Origin of the sequence: Halosimplex amylolyticum (assembly GCF_051414035.1) — an archaeon.
GTDB classification, from domain to species: domain Archaea; phylum Halobacteriota; class Halobacteria; order Halobacteriales; family Haloarculaceae; genus Halosimplex; species Halosimplex amylolyticum.
Map to the genome: position 1 here is coordinate 84,974 of NZ_JBLKNW010000006.1, position 13,121 is coordinate 98,094.

The window sequence follows — 13,121 nt, forward strand, 5'->3', positions numbered from 1 at the left end:
CGAGTGAAAATACGGGTCGGGGGTATGAACGGGGAGTCCGTCTCCCCGGACATGTCCGACCCCGATGCCGATCCGACCCCCGCGCCCGATACCGGCGCGTCAGCCCTCGACGGGTCCGTCGACGGGCCGCGGGGTGACGTGACCCGCGAGTGGGAGCTGTTCGTCCGCGAGAGCACGGGTGACCCGCTCCGGCACGCGGGGAGCGTCAGCGCCCCGTCGACCGAGATCGCTCGCGAACAGGCCGCACAGCTGTTCGGCTGGACCGCCGAGACGCTCTGGCTCTGCCCCGCCGACGAGACGCGCCGGTTCACCGCCGACGGCGTCGCACTGAGCGACCGGGCCGGCGACGCCGGAACCGACGATCACGAGCGCCGCGACGCCGACGCAGGGGGTGAGCGGGCGTGATATCGGTCAGCAAGCTCCTCTGTGACCTCGACGCCGAGGGCGACGGACTCAGGTACGACGCGGCCGACGAGTCCTCGAAGGACCAGATCCGCGAGCGCAAACAGCGCCGGCCGGTCGTCGTCTGGAACTGCACGAAACAGTGCAACCTCTACTGCGACCACTGCTACGCGGCCGCCGAGACCGAGCCCGCGCCCGGCGAGATGACCACCGCGGAGGGCAAGCAGTTCCTCGACGAACTCGCCGACTTCGGCGCGCCCGTGGTCCTGTTCTCCGGGGGCGAACCCCTGGCTCGCGACGACCTGACCGAACTCGTCGCCCACGCCGCCGACGCCGGACTCAGGCCCGTGCTCTCGACGAACGGGACGCTCCTGACCGAGGAGCGGGCGGCGAACCTGCGCGACGCGGGCCTCATGTACGCCGGCGTCTCCGTCGACGGGATGCCCGAGCGCAACGACGCGTTCCGCGGCCAGGACGGGGCGTTCGAACGCGCGCTGGAGGGTATCCAGGCGTCCCAGGCCGCGGGCCTCAAGACCGGCCTCCGCTACACGATCACCCGACACAACGCCGACGACCTGGAGGACGTGGTGGCCCTGCTCGCCGACCGCGGCGTCGACCGCTTCTGTTTCTACCACCTCGACTACGGCGGCCGCGGCGCGGACATCCAGGACGTGGACCTGACGCCGGAAGAACGGCGCGAAGCGGTGCGTCGGGTCTGCGATCTGACCCGCGAGTACCACGACCGGGGCCACGAAATCGAGACGCTGCTGGTGGGCAACTACGCGGACGCGGCCTACCTCGTCGAGTACGCCCGGCGGGAACTGGGGACCGAACAGGCCGAGAGAGTGTATCAGTACCTGCGGCGAAACGGCGGCGACCCCACGGGCGAACGCATCGCCGACGTCGACTACCAGGGCAACGTCCACCTCACGCAGTTCTGGCAGGGCTACTCCCTGGGGAACGTCCGCGACAGACCGTTCGGCGACATCTGGACCGACGAGTCCAACCCGCTCCTCCGGGCGCTCCGCGAGCGCGAGGAGCACCTGACCGGCAAGTGCGCCGGGTGCCAGTACCAGGACGTCTGCCGCGGTGCCTCCCGGTTGCGAGCGCTCGCGGCCGGTGACGACCCGTTCGGACCGGACCCGCAGTGCTACCTGACGCCCGACGAGCGCGGTCTCGGCGGCGACGCGCGCTCTCCGACCTCGGCCGACTGAACGCTCTTCGCTCTCCGATAAATCTCTATCCGCGATACGGAACCGGGCCGGATCGCGCTATCACCTGTTCTCACTCTCTCAGTCCGCGACGCCAGGCGGCGATCCCTACCGCTCCGAGCGCCGCGAGGAGCCCGAACCCGCTCCCGTCACCGGTCGTCGTTCCAGAAGCGGCCGCTACGGTCGTGCTCGCGGTACCGTCCGTCGGTGGCGCCCCCGTCCCCGATGCTGTCGTGACCGTCGACGCGGGGGTCGGACTCGGCGATCCCTGCGGCGTCGGGTCCGCTGGTGTGGGTGTGGCCGTCAGGGGCGGCGGCGACTGTTGCTCGCCCGGGCGGTTCGGAAACGTGACCAGCGCGCCTTTCCCGGCGTTGTAGCGGCCGCGAGCGTGGCTGCTCGCGACGAAGAACGCGTCTGTCGCGCGCTGGGCGGTCCAGAACGTCCACCGCGACGGGGCGCGCCACCAGGCGAGCAGTTCGGGGTTCGCCGGGTCCGAGACGTCGTGGACCTTCACGCCCCCGTCGTACCACGAGGTGAACAGGCGGTCGCCGGCGACGTCGAAGTTGTGCGGCGTCGTGTTGAGCGCCGACTTCTCGGGGTCGCGCGACTCCGGCGCTTCGATAGTCGCGAGGTGCGCCGGCGACGATTCGTCGCGCAGATCCCACAGTTCGACCTCGCCGAGCGGGTCGACGCCCGCTTCCTCGGTGAGGTCCGTCTGCCACGCCTCCTTGTTCAACACGAGGAGCGACGCGTCCTCGTTCACCATCGCGGTGTGGTGGTTACCGGGCATCCCGAGCGAGTGAGCCACGACCTCGTCGTCGGGAATCGAGGCCAGGGTCTCGGCCGAGCGGCCCCCGATTCGGGTGACGGCAGTCGGAGCGGTGGGGTCGGAGACGTCGAGGACGAACGTCCCCGCGTCCCACTCGACGACGTACGCGCGGTCGCCCCGGACGAACATGTCGTGGGCGAAACAGAGCAGCGGGTGGACGTCGGCCCACGCCGGGTCCGCGTCGCGCGGTCGCCACGAGCCCACTTCCGCAGGCGTCCCGGTCACGTCGACCACGACGACGCGACCGGTGTCTGCGAGATACGCGTGATCCCCGGCGAGGAAGGCGTTGTGGATGGCGAAGTCCGTCTCGTAGAACGCGACGCGTTCCGGGTCCGTCGGGTTCGCGAGGTCGTACAGGAGGAATCCTTCGAGGGCCGGTTCGTCGTGGTGGTTGGCCGGCCCCGCGACGAGCAGCCGGTCGCCGGCGACGGAGACGTCCAGGATCTCCCGGAGCGGCCCGCCCTCGCGGTCGGCGAGTAACGCCGTCCGCCTGTCGACGACCGCCGGTGACGCGGGGTCCGAGACGTCGACGACGGCGAATCCGTCCTGGGTTGCGACGTAGGCGGTCCGGGCGTCCGGTCCGACGACGGCTTCCGTGGCGCCCGAGACGGACACCGAGCCGAGCGGTTCGTAGTCCGCGCGTGCCGCGGCCACGCCGGGCGCGATGCCGGAAGCGGCGGGGACTGACATGGCGACGGTCTGCAGGTACTGGCGCCGGTTCATCGCTCCGACCGTCGGCCGATACGGAAAAAGCCGTGGCGGAAACTCAAACGCTCACAGAAGTATCTCGCCGTCGAGCGGGGAGAACGACGAGAGCGGATCGCTCGTTCGCGAGAGACCGTGGCGGGGGAGCGAACGGCGCGGCCGTGGTGCAGCGACGGTCGCCGCCGCGCAAGCCGAAACGGGGGTTCGAGCGGGCGGGACCGTACGGATCGAGGCGCTTTTGCCGACACCGGCGCTATCACAGTCCGTGCTATCGGTCGAACTCCACGCGCACTCGGCCGCCTCGTACGACGGCCGCGACTCCGTGGATATGCTGCTCGAACGCGCGGCCGAAGCGGACCTCGACGCGCTGGCCGTCACCGACCACGACGAGGTGTCCGCGAACCAGACGCTGCTCGACCGCGCGCCGGCGTACGGGCTCGTCGGCATCCCCGGCATCGAGGTGTCGAGCGCCGCGGGCCACGTCCTCGGGCTGAACGTGACCGAAGCGGTCGACCCCGGGCTGTCCTTCGCGGAGACCATCGAGCGGATCCGCGACCAGGGCGGGATCGCCGTCGTCCCCCACCCCTTCCAGGAGATGCGCAGCGGCGTCCTCGCGAACATCTCGAAGGCCGAACTCCGCGAGGCAGACGCCATCGAGGTGTACAACTCGCGGCTGGTGACAGGCTACTCCAACCGGCAGGCCAGGCGGTTCGCCGACCGCTACGACCTGCCGATCACCGCCGGCAGCGACGCGCACGTCAGCGACATGGTCGGCCGTGCGGTGACGCTCGTCGACACCGACGAACGGACCGCCGACGGCATCTGCCGGGCCGTCAGCGACGGACGAACGACGCTCCAGACGCGGCGGACCCCCTGGCTGGTCAGTTTCCGACAGGCCGTCGGCAACACGCGCCGTCGCGTCCGCCTCGCGCTCGACGGACTCTTCCAATGACCGACGCGACCGGATCGGCGACCGATCGCTCGTTCGACGCGGCGAGCGACCGGATCCGCGGTGCACCTGCAGAGACGATCCGCGGGGCGACCGCCGACGGCGACCCGTTCCCCGGTACCGCCGGATTCGCGGGCGCCGTGGACGGCCGGGTGGTCCGTGACGTGCTCGGTCGCCAGCCGGTGTTCACCGAGGCCGCGGACCCGACCACGTGGAGCTTCGACCCGAGCGCCCTCGCGGACCCGGCGTCCGTCCCCGCCGGACACGCTCGCTCGCCCGCCGGTGACGAACGGGTCTGGTCGCTCCCCGACCAGGAACCGGCGCCCGACGACAGCGCGGCCGTGCGAGGGGTCCGCGACGCGGTTCGTTCGGCGATCGACGAAACCGGGACGGAGGGACTGGCCGTCGCGTTCTCCGGCGGGGTCGACTCCGCCGCGCTGGCCGCTCGCCTCGGCGCACCGCTGTACGTCGCGGGCTTCCCGGGGAGTCACGACGTGGAGGCGGCCCGGACGGCCGCGTCGACGCTCGGGCGGGACCTCCGGGTGGTCGAACTCGCCCACGAGGACGTCGAGCGGGCGATTCCCCGCGTCGTCGCGGCGACCGGCCGCACCAACGCGATGGACGTGAGCATCGCGCTGCCCCTCTATCTCGTCGCCGAGCGGGCCGCGGCGGACGGCTTCGACCGACTCGCGGTCGGCCAGGGCGCCGACGAGCTGTTCGGCGGCTACGCGAAGGTGGCCCGCGCGCCCGAGGACGAGCGCGTCGCGGCCGACACCGTCCGCGGCGCCCGCCGCGAGGTGGTCGAGACGCTGCCTGCCCAGCTCGAACGCGACGGCCTGACGCTCCGCGGTGCGGGCGTCGAACCGGTCGCGCCCCTGCTCGACGACCGCGTCGTCGCGGCGGCGCTCGCGCTGTCGGGGCCGATGCTCGTGACAGACCGCGGCGAGCGCAAGTGGGCGCTCCGCCTCGCGGTCCGCGAATGGGTACCGGATCGGGTCGCCTTCCGGGAGAAGAAAGCCGTCCAGTACGGTAGCCTCGTCTCGCGCGAACTCGACCGGCTCGCCCGGCAGGCGGGGTACAAACGGCGGATGGACGACCACGTCGGTCGCTACGTCGAGTCACTGCTGTGAGGGGGCCGTCCCGTCGGCGACTCGCCGTCCTGTAGTATCGTTCACAACAGGAGCTAAGACGATCGGTGTGTTACCGGCAGAGAGAGTGCCTCGGTAGATGAGAGGACCCATGCACCGCGCCGCCGATCGCGCGATATCCACGGAGGGAATGGCCGCGATCGGGTTCGGCCTCACCGTCTTGATGATCGCCGTCACCGGCGGCCTGTTGATGCAGACGGGCGACTTCCTGTCGGACGGGGGACCGATCCTCTCGACGAACGCCGACCCCGTTCAGGCGGACGGTGAGGACGCCCAGTGGCTCCGTATCAGACACGAGAGCGGCGCCAGCGTCGCTGTCGCCGACCTGGACCTGATCGTGAAACTGCCGGACCACGACAAGCGCGCCCGGTTACACGGACTCCCGACCAGGCGACTCACGCAGGACGACTACAGCGGCAACCACATTTTCACGCGGGGACGTCGGGGGATCGACGGCGTCGCCGCCGCGCGGAACGGGAGCGGCGCGCAGTTCGAAGCCGGGAGCGAGATCGCCGTCCGGATCGAACAGCGACGGGTCGACCTGCAGCCCGGCCAGACCATCGAGGTGACGATCCGCCACACCGAGTCCGGGACCGTGGTCTCGAGGGAACGGATCGGCGTCTCCGGGTGAGGCCGGAGCACACGGGAGCCGTCCGTCGAGCGGGGCTCACTCGCCGACGGTCTCGATCGCCCGCCGACCGATCTCGACGACGTCCGGGTCGAGTCCATCGACGGTTCCGTCGAGGTCTGCGGCCGTGAACCAGCGCCAGTCCTCGGCCGGCTGTTCGCCGTCGCTGGGGTCGATCTCGCGGCTGTCGGCGCGAGCGTAGTAGACCATGTCGACGTGCTGGTGGCCGACGAAGTCGCCGTGGACGTTCACGTCGGCGAGCTGGAAGTGCTGGGGTTTCGGGAGCGGGTCGACCGTCGCCGACGTCACGTCGTCGACGTCGGCGACCAGTTCGGGGTCGAGGCCGGTCTCCTCGCGGACTTCCCGGAGTCCCGCCTCGTGGGGGAGTTCGTCGCGGTCGACGTGGCCGCCGGGCGGGAGCCACCTGTCGAGTCCGTCGTGGACGTGGAGCGCGACGGCGTCGTCGCTGACGACGTAGACCGTCGCGGTGTAGTGTCGAGTCGTCTCCATAGCGACGCGAGGGTCACCGGTGGCTTCGGACTTGCGGAAACGACTCGCGGGAAAACGGCGTCAGGGGGCCGTGAACTCCTCTTCGGCTTCGAGGAGCTCGTGGTAGCGATTGCGGATGGTGACCTCGGAGATGTTGGCGACTTCGCTGACCTCGCTCTGGGTGACCTTCTCGTTGGCGAGCAGCGAGGCGGCGTAGACCGCGGCGGCGGCGAGGCCGACCGGGGACTTGCCGGAGTGGACGCCCTGCTCTTTGGCCGTGTTCAGGAGCTGTCGAGCGCGGCGTTCGACCTCGTCGGGGAGGTCCAGGTCGGAGACGAACCGGGGAACGTAGCTCTCGGGGTCCGCCGGCTGGATCTCCAGGCTCAGTTCGCGGACGACGTAGCGGTAGGTGCGAGCGATCTCGTCCTTGCCGACGCGGGACACGGCGGCTATCTCGTCGAGACTGCGCGGCGTCCCGGCCTGGCGAGCGGCGGCGTACAGCGCCGACGTGGCGACGCCCTCGATGGAGCGGCCGGGCAGCAGGTCCTCGTCGAGGGCGCGCCGGTAGATGACCGACGCGGTCTCGCGGACGTTCTCCGGCAGGCCGAGCGCCGAGGCCATGCGGTCGATCTCGCCGAGCGCTTGCTTGAGGTTGCGCTCTTTGGAGTCGCGGGTGCGGAAGCGCTCGTTCCAGGTGCGCAGGCGCTGCATCTTCTCTCGCTGGCGCGAGGACAGGGAGTTGCCGTAGGCGTCCTTGTCCTGCCAGCCGATGTTCGTCGAGAGGCCCTTGTCGTGCATCATGTTCGTCGTCGGCGCGCCGACGCGCGACTTCTCGTCCTTCTCGCTCGCGTCGAACGCGCGCCACTCCGGACCGGGGTCGATCTCGTCCTCCTCGACCACGAGGCCGCAGTCCTCGCAGACCGTCTCGCCGTGCTCCGCGTCGGAAGCGAGATTCCCCCCGCATTCCGGACAGACGAGCGTCTCACTCTCGTCGTCCTCTCGCTCGCGTTCCTCTTCGCGCTCGCTCGTGTATCGTCTGATTGAGGTGTCGGTCATTGGTTGCAAACTATGCGGGGGTGTCCCCGCAAAAACCGTCTCACCGGATTATCTGTTGCAGGCCAAACGACTTAAATCTTTTCCAAAAACGGCACAAGATGGTACGTCTATTCTCGACCATAGTTAATGTATCGGTTCTGCGGCGCCGACACTCCTGAAAACGAAGGTGTGAACTGCCGATACCTGGGCCGTTCAGACGTTATCCGCGACGATCTGGCGTGGGATAGCAGACAGGGGAGAACCCGGTCGGTTCGGCGGTCGAACGCGGCCGACCTGGATCGACGCTCGTCGAACCGGTGGAGGGGGCATCGAAACCCTTACCGCCGGGCCACGCCTCGCCTCGGCCATGAGCGACACGGAGAGCGTCGTCGATCCGGAGGAGGTGCGCCACGTCGCCGACCTCGCGCGCATCGACCTCGACGACGAGGAGGTCGACCGGTTCACCGAGAAGTTCGCGGACATTCTCGAGTACTTCGACACCCTCGACGAGGTCCCCGAGGTCGACGAGGAGGAGGAACTCGCGAACGTGATGCGCCCCGACGAGGTGCGCGAGTGCCTCTCCCAGGAGGAGGCGCTCCGGAACGCCGCGGAGACCGAGGACGGCTACTTCAAGGGCCCGAACGTCTCGTGACGACGAATCGTTCCGGAACTGTCGACAGCGCGCGAGCCAGAACGGAGGCTTCAGACGCATGAGCACGGACTACAACGGCTACATCACGACGGAGCGAATCGACGGCGCCGACGACGGCCCGCTCGCCGGGACGACCGTCGCGGTCAAAGACAACATCTCCACCGAGGGCGTCCGCACGACCTGCGGGTCCGCCATGCTCGACGACTACGTCCCACCGTTCGACGCGACTGTCGTCGAACGGATCACGGAAGCCGGCGCCACCATCCCCGGCAAGACCAACATGGACGAGTTCGGCATGGGGACGACCACCGAAACGTCCGCCTTCGGCCCCACCGAGAACCCGGTCGCCGGGGGCCACGTCCCCGGCGGGTCCTCGGGCGGATCGGCGGCTGTCGTCGCCGCCGGTGACGCGGACATGGCGCTGGGAACGGACACCGGCGGCTCGGTCCGCGCACCCGCCGCCTTCTGCGGCGTCGTCGGCATCAAGCCCACCTACGGGCTGGTCTCGCGGTACGGGATCGTCGCCTACGCCAACTCCCTCGAACAGGTCGGGCCCATCGCGCCTACCGTCGAGGAGGCCGCGCAACTGCTAGAGGTCATCGCCGGTCCGGACCCGAACGACGCGACGGTCCGGGACGCGACCGAGGAGCGCGGCGAGGGCGCCTACGACTACGCCGCAGCCGCAGACGGTGACGTCGACGGGCTCGACATCGGCATCCCGATGGAACTGCTCGACGGCGCGGACGAACGGGTCACCGAGGTCTTCTGGGACGCCATCGACGACCTCGAAGCCCGGGGCGCGACCTACCACGACGTGGACCTGGAGTGCCTGCGCTACGCGGTCGAGGCCTACTACGTGACGGCGATGAGCGAGGCCTCCTCGAACCTCGCACGGTTCGACGGCGTCCGCTACGGACAGTCGGGCGGCTACGACGGCAACTGGAACGAGACGTTCGCCCGCGCTCGGGAGGAGGGCTTCGGCGAGGAGGTCAAATCGCGCGTCCTGCTCGGCACCTACGCCCTCTCCGCGGGCTACCACGACAAGTACTACAAGAAGGCCCAGGACGCCCGCGCCTGGATCAAGCGCGACATCAACGACGCGCTGGACGACGCCGACGTGCTGGCTTCCCCGACGATGCCCGTCCCGCCGATGGAGATGGGCGAGAGCCTCGAAGACCCGCTCACGATGTACCTCGCCGACGCGAACACCACGCCGGCGAACCTGGCGAACGTCCCTGCGATCTCCGTCCCCGCCGGGGAGACCGACGACGGGCTTCCGGTCGGCCTGCAGTTCGTCGGGCCGGCGTTCGGCGAGAAGGCCGTCATCCGGGCCGGCAGCGCGCTGGCCTGAGTCGCCCTCGGCTTCGATGACCGGGAGTCTCGAACCGATCGCGCGACGGCTCGCGTTGCCGTACTACGACGACGCCCTCCCCGCCCACGACGAGTTCCACGCTCGGCGGGTCCGCGACGTGGCGGTCCGCCTCGCCGTCGACCTGGACGAACCCGTCGACAGCGACTGCCTCGCCGCGGCGGCCTGGCTGCACGACATCGGTCGTCCGCTGGAACGAACCGGCGAGATCGACGACCACGACCGGTGGGCGGCGGTCGAAGCGGCGGATCTGCTCGAACGCGAAGGCGTGTCGGCCGACCGGATCGACGCCGTCGCGGACTGCATCCGGGCGCACAGCATCCGGTCGAGCTCCCCGGAACCGGAGACGCCCGAGGCGAGACTGCTCTTCGACGCGGACAAACTGGACGCGACCGGCGCCCGCGGCATCGTCCGCCTGGCCTGTATCGTCGGCGAGCGATCGGGGAGAGCCGGCGAGCGGTACGCGGCCATCGACGACGTGTCGGTGGCCGACGACCCGCCGGACTGCCCGGACGTGGCGCTCCTCCGGAAGTCGGCCGCCGAGCGCCTCGCCGCCCTCCACACCGAGCCGGGCCGCCGCCTCGGAGCGTCGCGGCGTCGCTTCATGGACGAGTTCTTCGCGCGATTCGACCGGGAGTCCGGGGTCGCCCCAGAGCGGTGAGCCGGGCGACGGTAGATTCAAGCGACTGCGGCGAGCATCCCGCGGCCATGTCGGATGGAACGGACGGGCGGGCCGACCCGAGTGAGGTGTTCAGCGCCGTCGCGGACGGGACGCGGTTCGCGATCCTCCAGGCCGTGTGGGACCTGACGAAGACCTCGGACGGGGACGAGGCCGCGTCGTTCGCGGACGTCAGGGACGCGGCGGGCGTGCGGGACTCCGGTCAGTTCAACTACCACCTGCAGGAGCTGCGACCCCGGTTCGTGCGGAAGACCGAGGGAGGATACAAGCCGACGCACGCCGGATCGCGACTCGTGGGCGCGGTCGTCTCGGGCGTCTACACCGACGACGAGACCGCGGTCGAACCGCGGCCAGTCGGTGACTGCCCGATCTGCGACGGGACCATCGAGGCCGGGTACGCGAACGGGCAGATGGACGTGGCGTGCGTCGACTGCGACGTGACGATCACTGACATGGCGGCGCCGCCCATCCTCGCCGCCCGCCGCGACGTCGAAGATCTCCCGGAGGTGTACAACAAACACCTTCTCAGCGAGATCGAGCGGATCAACCGCGGGTTCTGCCCGTACTGTCACGGGCGGATAGACGCGTCCGTCGACGAGATGGACGGGCCGGACGTCGACGGCTTCGACGGGTTCCTCAACGTCGTCTACGCGTGCCGCGAGTGCGGCGGTACCATCCAGTCGGCCGTCGGAGCGGCGGTAATCGATCACCCGGCAGTCGTCTCCCTGTTTCACGATGCCGGAATCGACGTCCGGGCCACCCCGATCTGGGAACTCGACGCGCTGGTCGATGCGCCCGGCGAGATACTTTCCGAGGACCCGCTCCGCGTCGAGACGACGATCGAAGTCGGCGGCGACGCTCTCGGTCTCACACTCGACGAGGATCTCGACGTGATCGAGTACGAACGGCGAAACGTGAGCGAAGGGACGAACTGATCCGGCGGGCCACGGGGGGTTCAGACCGTCGCGAGGGAGTCCTCGACGGGGACGGCCCGGTCCCAGTAGTGGGCGTGGATGTCTCGGCCGAGTTCGACGGCGCCGCGAACGCGGTCTACTGCCAGTGCCACCAGTCGATCTACGACCCCTTCGACGTCGTCTCGAAGGTGTTCACCGCGTTCCCCCGTCCCGAGGGCTGACCGCGCGGTCGCGGACCCCGGAGGGAGCGACACCCTCGAAAATTTACTCGTTCCCGACTCACAGGAGGCTTTTCAGTATCTGCCCCCAACGTGGAGGTGATGCCGGAGATCACCGTCTCGGAAGACCTGTACCGCCAGATCGAGACAGAGTGTTCGGACGGCGACGTCGACAAGACGCTGTGGAAGATGGTCGGCAGTTACCGCCGAGCGAACAACCCCGAAGCCGACACGACCTGATCGCCCCCGGGAACGTCCCGACAGTTTTCCGCCCGAACGCCTCGACGGACAGCGACAGTTAGTGGGATCGCCCTCGGCGTCGCAATGGGCGCGAGGCTGTGCGGGGGAGCGTCCGACGAGAACTGACGATTAGAGCAACTGGTCGTAGACGTCGGCGAGGCGGTCGACCGAGCGCTCGACGCTGATAGACTCCCGGCGGGCGAGACACTCCTCGCCGAGCCGGTCGCGTTCGGCGAGCGTCCGCTCGATGACGTCCCGGAAGGCGCTCACGTCGTCCGGCGGCGCCTTGTAGCCGGTTTCGCCCTGGTCGATCGTGTCTGCGAGGGCCGCGCTCGCGACGCCGGCGACGGGAGTGCCGCAGGCGTTGGCTTCCAGGGCGGCGATCCCCTGCGTCTCGACGGGGCTCGGGAACGCGAACACGTCGAGCGCCGAGTAAAACGAGGGGAGTTCCTCGCGGTCGACCCAACCCAGGAAGTGTGCGTCCACGTCCGCCTGGTCGGCGGCGCGTTCCAGGTCGGCGCGCGCCGGCCCGTCGCCGCTGAACACGAGCGTCGCGTCCAGTCCCTCGGTAGCATCGACGATCGCTTCGAGGTTCTTCTCGTAGCCGTGCCGGCCGGTGTACCCGACCAGCGGCCCGTCCGGAATGTCGTGGCGCCGGCGGAAGCGTTCGGTCTCGACCGGGCGGAAGAAGTCGACGTCGACGCCGTTCGAGACGACTTCGACGGTCGTCGCGGTGCCGACGGTGTCCCGGACGTGGTCGGCCGTGCGCTCGCTCGGCGCGACGACCACGTCCGTCCGGTCGAGGAAGCGCCGCTCGTACTCCTCGGCGCTGCGCTCGACCGCGCGTTCGATCGGACGGGTGAACGCGAGGTACTCGGCGTACTCGCTCGTCGGGGTGTGATACGAGGCGACCATCGGCAGGTCGTGTTTCCGGGCGAGGCGCATCCCCGCGAGGCCGAGGCTGAACGGCGAGTGGGCGTGGACGACTTCCGCGTTGTCGACGGCTTCCGGGACGCCCGGGACGCCGACGCGGAAGCCCTCGTAGAAGGGGAAGGGGAGGCTACTGACGGGGTACTCGCCTTCGCCCGCGTGGTGGTCGCCGTCGGGGTAGACCACGTCCATGCGGCCGCCGCGCCGGTGCCAGCGGTCCCGCCACGTCTGGACGGTGTAGGTGACACCGTTGTGCGTCGGCAGGTAGGTGTCCGTGAACGCAGCCACCCTCGGCAGGTCCATGGAGCCATCGTATGCTAACCGGGGCTTAATGCGTTGTCATCTCGACCGCCGGCCAGCCGCGCGCGGCGCCGCCCGGCCGCACACGAACGCAAAGTATACCTGCCGGTCGGCGGCACGTACCCACGACCGGATGGATACCGAGACCGTCGCCCGCGAGCGCATCGACCGCCTGCGCGAACTCGCCGAGGAAGCCACGCTCGCGGGCCGAGAGGACCGCGCCCGCCGCTACGTCCGCCGCGCGCGCCGCATCGCCGAGCGCAACCGGATCGGCCTCCCGCCCGAGTTCACCCGCTTCACTTGCGACAGCTGCGACGCGTACCTCCGCCCCGGGCGGAACGCTCGCGTGCGCCTGCAGGACGGCCACGTCGTCGTGACCTGCGACTGCGGGGCGCAAGCCCGGTATCCGTACGACTGACGCCC

General features: G+C 69.9%; 15 protein-coding genes and 1 pseudogene. 12 read left to right on the forward strand and 4 right to left on the reverse strand.

Features of this window, described 5'->3' with window-relative positions; all coding sequences use genetic code 11:
- Positions 1-24: 24 nt before the first annotated feature.
- Together ACMGFE_RS20145 and ACMGFE_RS20150 are read left to right on the forward strand one after the other, a co-directional pair.
- A complete protein-coding gene (locus tag ACMGFE_RS20145) occupies positions 25-405 on the forward strand; it encodes an Htur_1727 family rSAM-partnered candidate RiPP (protein WP_436927072.1) in 381 nt (126 codons plus the stop codon).
- Entirely contained in the window at positions 402-1,616 is a 1,215-nt protein-coding gene (locus ACMGFE_RS20150; RefSeq protein WP_436927073.1) for a TIGR04347 family pseudo-SAM/SPASM protein, read from the forward strand. The genes ACMGFE_RS20145 and ACMGFE_RS20150 overlap by 4 nt, the downstream gene beginning before the upstream one ends.
- Before the next feature lie 70 nt (positions 1,617-1,686).
- Here the strand turns inward: ACMGFE_RS20150 and ACMGFE_RS20155 are convergent, their stop codons facing one another.
- Positions 1,687-3,165: an LVIVD repeat-containing protein gene (locus tag ACMGFE_RS20155; RefSeq protein ID WP_436927074.1), complete on the reverse strand. Its 1,479-nt coding sequence runs from the start codon at positions 3,163-3,165 to the stop codon at positions 1,687-1,689.
- A gap of 247 nt (positions 3,166-3,412) precedes the next feature.
- Here ACMGFE_RS20155 and ACMGFE_RS20160 point away from each other — a divergent pair, with 247 nt between their 5' ends.
- The 3 genes from ACMGFE_RS20160 to ACMGFE_RS20170 all read left to right on the forward strand — a co-directional run bounded on the left by ACMGFE_RS20160 (position 3,413) and on the right by ACMGFE_RS20170 (position 5,875).
- Entirely contained in the window at positions 3,413-4,099 is a 687-nt protein-coding gene (locus ACMGFE_RS20160; protein ID WP_436927075.1) for a CehA/McbA family metallohydrolase, read from the forward strand.
- 53 nt (positions 4,100-4,152) lie between these two features.
- A complete protein-coding gene (locus ACMGFE_RS20165; protein WP_436927266.1) occupies positions 4,153-5,226 on the forward strand; it encodes an asparagine synthase C-terminal domain-containing protein in 1,074 nt (357 codons plus the stop codon).
- Positions 5,227-5,323: 97 nt separating this feature from the next.
- Positions 5,324-5,875 (forward strand): hypothetical protein, encoded by a 552-nt coding sequence (locus ACMGFE_RS20170; RefSeq protein ID WP_436927076.1) that lies wholly within the window; start codon positions 5,324-5,326, stop codon positions 5,873-5,875.
- 36 nt (positions 5,876-5,911) lie between these two features.
- On the opposite strand, the gene ACMGFE_RS20175 is transcribed toward ACMGFE_RS20170, so the two are convergent.
- Entirely contained in the window at positions 5,912-6,382 is a 471-nt protein-coding gene (locus ACMGFE_RS20175; RefSeq protein WP_436927077.1) for an NUDIX hydrolase, read from the reverse strand.
- A gap of 60 nt (positions 6,383-6,442) precedes the next feature.
- On the reverse strand, positions 6,443-7,417 hold the full coding sequence (locus ACMGFE_RS20180) for a transcription initiation factor IIB (RefSeq protein ID WP_436927078.1): 975 nt from the start codon (positions 7,415-7,417) through the stop codon (positions 6,443-6,445).
- Between the two features lie 346 nt (positions 7,418-7,763).
- On the opposite strand from ACMGFE_RS20180, the gene gatC reads away from it, so the two are divergent.
- The 6 genes and pseudogenes from gatC to ACMGFE_RS20210 all read left to right on the forward strand — a co-directional run bounded on the left by gatC (position 7,764) and on the right by ACMGFE_RS20210 (position 11,468).
- The gene (gene gatC, locus ACMGFE_RS20185) at positions 7,764-8,048 is read left to right on the forward strand and encodes an Asp-tRNA(Asn)/Glu-tRNA(Gln) amidotransferase subunit GatC (RefSeq protein ID WP_436927079.1); all 285 of its coding nucleotides are present in this window, start codon (positions 7,764-7,766) and stop codon (positions 8,046-8,048) included.
- Between the two features lie 58 nt (positions 8,049-8,106).
- Positions 8,107-9,399 (forward strand): Asp-tRNA(Asn)/Glu-tRNA(Gln) amidotransferase subunit GatA, encoded by a 1,293-nt coding sequence (gatA, locus tag ACMGFE_RS20190; RefSeq protein ID WP_436927080.1) that lies wholly within the window; start codon positions 8,107-8,109, stop codon positions 9,397-9,399.
- Between the two features lie 16 nt (positions 9,400-9,415).
- A complete protein-coding gene (locus tag ACMGFE_RS20195; RefSeq protein WP_436927081.1) occupies positions 9,416-10,078 on the forward strand; it encodes an HD domain-containing protein in 663 nt (220 codons plus the stop codon).
- Between the two features lie 47 nt (positions 10,079-10,125).
- Positions 10,126-11,031 carry a winged helix-turn-helix domain-containing protein gene (locus tag ACMGFE_RS20200; RefSeq protein WP_436927082.1) on the forward strand — a complete coding sequence of 302 codons (906 nt, stop codon included), beginning with the start codon at positions 10,126-10,128 and terminating at the stop codon, positions 11,029-11,031.
- 83 nt (positions 11,032-11,114) lie between these two features.
- Positions 11,115-11,231 (forward strand): annotated as a pseudogene (locus ACMGFE_RS20205) (ubiquinol-cytochrome c reductase iron-sulfur subunit); the annotation flags it as partial.
- 99 nt (positions 11,232-11,330) lie between these two features.
- Positions 11,331-11,468 (forward strand): DUF8556 family small protein, encoded by a 138-nt coding sequence (locus ACMGFE_RS20210; protein WP_436927083.1) that lies wholly within the window; start codon positions 11,331-11,333, stop codon positions 11,466-11,468.
- Between the two features lie 129 nt (positions 11,469-11,597).
- Here ACMGFE_RS20210 and ACMGFE_RS20215 read toward each other — a convergent pair whose 3' ends face one another.
- Positions 11,598-12,701 carry a glycosyltransferase gene (locus ACMGFE_RS20215; RefSeq protein ID WP_436927084.1) on the reverse strand — a complete coding sequence of 368 codons (1,104 nt, stop codon included), beginning with the start codon at positions 12,699-12,701 and terminating at the stop codon, positions 11,598-11,600.
- Positions 12,702-12,831: 130 nt separating this feature from the next.
- On the opposite strand from ACMGFE_RS20215, the gene ACMGFE_RS20220 reads away from it, so the two are divergent.
- Positions 12,832-13,116 carry a ribonuclease P protein component 4 gene (locus tag ACMGFE_RS20220; RefSeq protein ID WP_436927085.1) on the forward strand — a complete coding sequence of 95 codons (285 nt, stop codon included), beginning with the start codon at positions 12,832-12,834 and terminating at the stop codon, positions 13,114-13,116.
- Positions 13,117-13,121 lie beyond the last annotated feature (5 nt).

Coding starts and splice junctions, on each gene's coding strand:
- ACMGFE_RS20145 (WP_436927072.1), top strand. CDS start 25: ATGAACGGGGAGTCCGTCTCCCCGGACATGTCCGACCCCGATGCCGAT.
- ACMGFE_RS20155 (WP_436927074.1), bottom strand. CDS start 3,165: ATGAACCGGCGCCAGTACCTGCAGACCGTCGCCATGTCAGTCCCCGCC.
- ACMGFE_RS20170 (WP_436927076.1), top strand. CDS start 5,324: ATGAGAGGACCCATGCACCGCGCCGCCGATCGCGCGATATCCACGGAG.
- ACMGFE_RS20175 (WP_436927077.1), bottom strand. CDS start 6,382: ATGGAGACGACTCGACACTACACCGCGACGGTCTACGTCGTCAGCGAC.
- ACMGFE_RS20180 (WP_436927078.1), bottom strand. CDS start 7,417: ATGACCGACACCTCAATCAGACGATACACGAGCGAGCGCGAAGAGGAA.
- gatC (WP_436927079.1), top strand. CDS start 7,764: ATGAGCGACACGGAGAGCGTCGTCGATCCGGAGGAGGTGCGCCACGTC.
- gatA (WP_436927080.1), top strand. CDS start 8,107: ATGAGCACGGACTACAACGGCTACATCACGACGGAGCGAATCGACGGC.
- ACMGFE_RS20195 (WP_436927081.1), top strand. CDS start 9,416: ATGACCGGGAGTCTCGAACCGATCGCGCGACGGCTCGCGTTGCCGTAC.
- ACMGFE_RS20200 (WP_436927082.1), top strand. CDS start 10,126: ATGTCGGATGGAACGGACGGGCGGGCCGACCCGAGTGAGGTGTTCAGC.
- ACMGFE_RS20210 (WP_436927083.1), top strand. CDS start 11,331: ATGCCGGAGATCACCGTCTCGGAAGACCTGTACCGCCAGATCGAGACA.
- ACMGFE_RS20215 (WP_436927084.1), bottom strand. CDS start 12,701: ATGGACCTGCCGAGGGTGGCTGCGTTCACGGACACCTACCTGCCGACG.
- ACMGFE_RS20220 (WP_436927085.1), top strand. CDS start 12,832: ATGGATACCGAGACCGTCGCCCGCGAGCGCATCGACCGCCTGCGCGAA.